General features: G+C 71.8%; 4 protein-coding genes. All 4 read left to right on the forward strand.

Going from position 1 to position 3901, the window contains the following annotated elements; genetic code table 11:
* On the forward strand, window positions 1-676 hold a 676-nt coding region (locus tag LAO51_20165), incomplete at its 5' end, for a homogentisate 1,2-dioxygenase (protein ID MBZ5641062.1).
* A gap of 2 nt (window positions 677-678) precedes the next feature.
* Window positions 679-1662, forward strand: a complete 984-nt coding sequence (locus LAO51_20170) for a hypothetical protein (protein ID MBZ5641063.1) — start codon at window positions 679-681, stop codon at window positions 1660-1662.
* A gap of 30 nt (window positions 1663-1692) precedes the next feature.
* On the forward strand, window positions 1693-2976 hold the full coding sequence (gene fahA / locus LAO51_20175) for a fumarylacetoacetase (protein ID MBZ5641064.1): 1284 nt from the start codon (window positions 1693-1695) through the stop codon (window positions 2974-2976).
* A 28-nt stretch (window positions 2977-3004) separates the two neighbouring features.
* On the forward strand, window positions 3005-3901 hold an 897-nt coding region (locus tag LAO51_20180; protein ID MBZ5641065.1), incomplete at its 3' end, for an AMP-binding protein.

Genomic DNA, 3901 nt, shown 5'->3' on the forward strand with positions numbered 1-3901 from the left:
GCCCGGCGACCAGATCCTCCTCGTGATCGAGAGCGCGGGGTACGTGAGGACCCCGTCCCGGTACCGGAACGAGCACGGCCAGCTGCTCGAGCACAGCCCGTACTGCGAGCGGGACGTCCGTCCTCCCACGAGCCTCCCGGTCCACGACGAGAGAGGGGAGTTCCCGGTTTTGGTCAAGAAGGGGAACGCGCTCCACCGGCTCGTCCTCGACCACCATCCGTGCGACGTGGTCGGCTGGGACGGCTACTACTACCCGTGGGCGTTCAACATCGAGGACTTCGAGCCGATCACCGGCCGCGTCCACCAGCCGCCGCCCGTCCACCAGACCTTCGATGTCGACGGCTTCGTGGTGTGCTCCTACGTCCCACGGCTCTTCGACTACCACCCGCAGTCGATCCCGGCGCCGTACAATCACTCGAACGTCGGCTCCGACGAGATGCTGTACTACTGCAACGAGGAGTTCATGAGCCGGAAGGGGATCGAGTACGGCTCGATCACGCTCCATCCCGACGGCCTTCCCCACGGGCCGCAGCCCGGCAAGGCCGAGGAGTCGGTGGGCAAGACGCGGACGAACGAGCTCGCGGTCATGATCGACACCTTCGCTCCCCTCACCGTCGCCGCTCCGGCGCTCCCGTGCGAGGACGCCTCGTACGCGCGGTCCTGGCTCGAGCCGTGACCATGACGGCCGCGGGCGCGGCGCTCAGAGCCTTCCTCGGCGGGGTCATCGATTACGCCGGGATGTTCCCCCCGGCGCGCCTCGACCTCGATCCGGCGGTGGACGAGTACGTCCGTCACCTCTCCGAGCCGGAGGGGTTCATGCTCGGCCGCTTCGTGGTCCGCGCCGGCGTGCTCGGGGATCTGCTCCAGCGCCTCCCGCCGCCGGGACGCGGCGGGCCGTTCCGCCTCGCGGTTCTCGCGGGGGGCGGCACGACGGATCGCGAGGCCCTCGATCTGATCCGCCAGGAGGCCGCCGGGATTCGCGAGATCGTAGAGCGTCACCCCGGGCTCGGCGTCGTGGAGACCGTCGAGACGCGGCTTCCCCGGGAGACCATGGATGCCGCGGATGCCGAGCGCACGCGCGACTACGTGGACGATTTCCGCGCGGTCCTCGCCGGCGCGGGCCTCGCCGGGATCGCCACGTTCTTCGAGATCCCGCCGGCCACCCGCTGGCGCCAGAGCGACCGCGACGCCGCGGTGGGGCTGGCGGACGCCGGGGAAACCGCGCCTTCGCCGCAGCCGGGGTTCAAGCTCCGCTGCGGCGGCCCCGAAACGTCCGACGTGCCGTCGGCCGCGCGCGTCGCCCACGTGATCGCTCAGTGCCGGGACCGCGGCGTGCCCCTCAAGTGCACTGCGGGACTCCACCAGCCGCTCCGGCGCCGCATGGCGGGAAGCGGCGTGACCGAGCGCCACGGGTTCCTCAACGTGTTCGCCGCAGCGGTCCTCGCGTACGCGCGCCGGATTCCTGAAGACGCCGTCGAGGCGTGCATCCTGGAGGAGGATTCCTGGAGTTTCCGCTTCGAGGACGACGCGTTCGAGTGGCGGGGGAGGGGCGCCTCGGCGTCGGAGGTGGAGCGGGCGCGCGCCGTGTTCGCCATCGCCTTTGGCAGCTGCTCCTTCGACGAGCCGCGGCAAGGGCTCCGCGATCTCGGCCTCCTGGGCTGAGCGACGCCCCGACATCGCGGAGAGGGCGACATGGATCCCACCAACGATCCCGGGCTGAGGTCGTTCGTCGACGTCCCTGAGGGCTCCGACTTCCCGATCCAGAACCTGCCCTACGGCGTCTTCCGGCCGCGTGAAGGCGGGCCGGCCCGCCCGGGGGCGCGGATCGGCGATCTCGTCCTCGACCTCCGCGGGCTGGAGGAGGCCGGCGGGTTCGACCGGTGCGCGCACCTGCCGAGGGGCACGTTCGCCGCGACGGACCTCAACGGGTTCCTCGCCCTGGGCCGCCCGGCCTGGCGGGAGGCGCGCGAAACGCTCTCGCGCCTGCTGCGCGCCGGCGAGCCCCGGTCCGCGGGCGATGGCGCGCTCCGCGAGAGGCTGCTCGTGCCGGTGGCGGGCATCGAGGCGCTCCTTCCCGCGCGGATCGGCGACTACACCGATTTCTACTCGTCGAAGGAGCACGCCACCAACGTCGGGATCATGCTCCGGGGAAAGGACAACGCCCTGATGCCGAACTGGGTGCACCTCCCCGTCGCGTACCACGGCCGCGCGAGCTCCGTCGTCCCCAGCGGGACCCCCGTGAGGCGGCCGCGCGGGCAGGTCAAGCCGGACGACGCGACGGTGCCGCTTCTCCTTCCGACCCGGCAGCTGGATTTCGAGCTGGAGGTGGGCTTCCTGGTCGGTCCGGGGAACGACCTGGGGCGTCCGATCCCGGTAGCCGAGGCCCGCGCCCACGTGCTCGGTCTCGTCCTCGTGGACGACTGGTCCGCGCGCGACGTCCAGCGATGGGAGTACCAGCCGCTCGGCCCGTTCAACTCCAAGAACTTCGCGACGACGATCTCGCCGTGGATCGTGACGCTGGACGCCCTCGAGCCGTTCCGCTGCGCGGGGCCGCGGCAGGATCCGGAGCCGCTGCCGTACCTGCGCGAGGATTCCGACGGCGCGTACGACATAAGGCTCGAGGTGCGCCTCGGATCGAGGGAGATGGAAGCGCCGGCCACGATCTGCCGGAGCAATACCCGGTACCTCTACTGGAGCATCGCGCAGCAGCTCGCGCACCACACCATCACCGGCTGCAACGTCCGGCCGGGGGACCTCATGGCCTCGGGGACGATCAGCGGGCCCGACGAGGGGAGCCGGGGGAGCCTCCTCGAGCTGGCGTGGCGCGGGACGAAGCCGATTTCGCTCGGGGGGGGCGGGGCGCGGACGTTCCTCGAGGACGGCGACACGGTGGAGATCGCCGGTGGCTGCGAGGGGAACGGCTACCGTATCGGGTTCGGGGAGTGCCGGGGTACGGTGCTCCCGGCGCTGGAATGAGGTCGCGGGGATGAGTGGGGTCGCCGGGATGAGAGAGGTGCTCTGGCGGCCGGCAGAGGCCGACATCGAGCGGGCCCGCGTGACCGCGTTCCGCCGCGAGGTGAACGAGCGTCACGGCCTCGCGCTCGCGGACTGGACGTCGCTCCGGCGCTGGTCGGTGGAGCAGCCCGCGCGCTTCTGGGAGTCGGTCTGGCATTTCTGCGGCGTCCGGGGGTCGCGCCCCTGGGACGAGGTCCTCGTGGACGGCGATCTCATGCCCGGCGCGCGGTGGTTCGCCGGCGCGCGCCTCAACTTCGCGGAGAACCTGCTCCGGCGGGGGGGCGGCCGCGACGCGATCGTGTTCCGCGGTGAAGGGGGCGCCCGCCGACGGTGGTCCCACGACGAGCTTCTCAACCTCGTGGCGCGCCTGGCCCGCGCGCTTCGGGCGGAAGGGGTCGGACCCGGCGACCGGGTCGCGGGGTTCCTTCCGAACCTGCCGGAGGCGGTCGCGGCGATGCTGGCCGCGGCGAGCATCGGCGCGGTCTGGTCCTCCTGCTCGCCGGACTTCGGGATCGGAGGCGTTCTCGACCGTTTCGGCCAGATCGCGCCGAAGGTCCTGTTCACCGCCGACGGGTACGTTTACGGCGGGAAGCGGCACGACTCCCTCGCGCGAGTGCGCGGCATCCTCGACCGCCTCCCCTCCGTTCGGAGGACCGTGGTGGTGCCCTACGTCTCGGATGCTCCGGATCTCTCGGGAGCGCGAGGGGCCGTGCTCTTCGGCGAGTTCGACGGGAAGGAGCCGGCGGCCCCGCCGGAGTTCGAGCCTCTCCCGTTCGATCATCCGCTGTTCATCCTCTACTCCTCGGGGACCACGGGGCTCCCGAAGTGCATGGTCCACTCGGCGGGCGGCACGCTCCTCCAGCACCTCAAGGAGCACCGGCTCCAC

The sequence above is a fragment of the Terriglobia bacterium genome (genome assembly GCA_020073205.1).
GTDB lineage: Bacteria > Acidobacteriota > Polarisedimenticolia > Polarisedimenticolales > JAIQFR01 > JAIQFR01.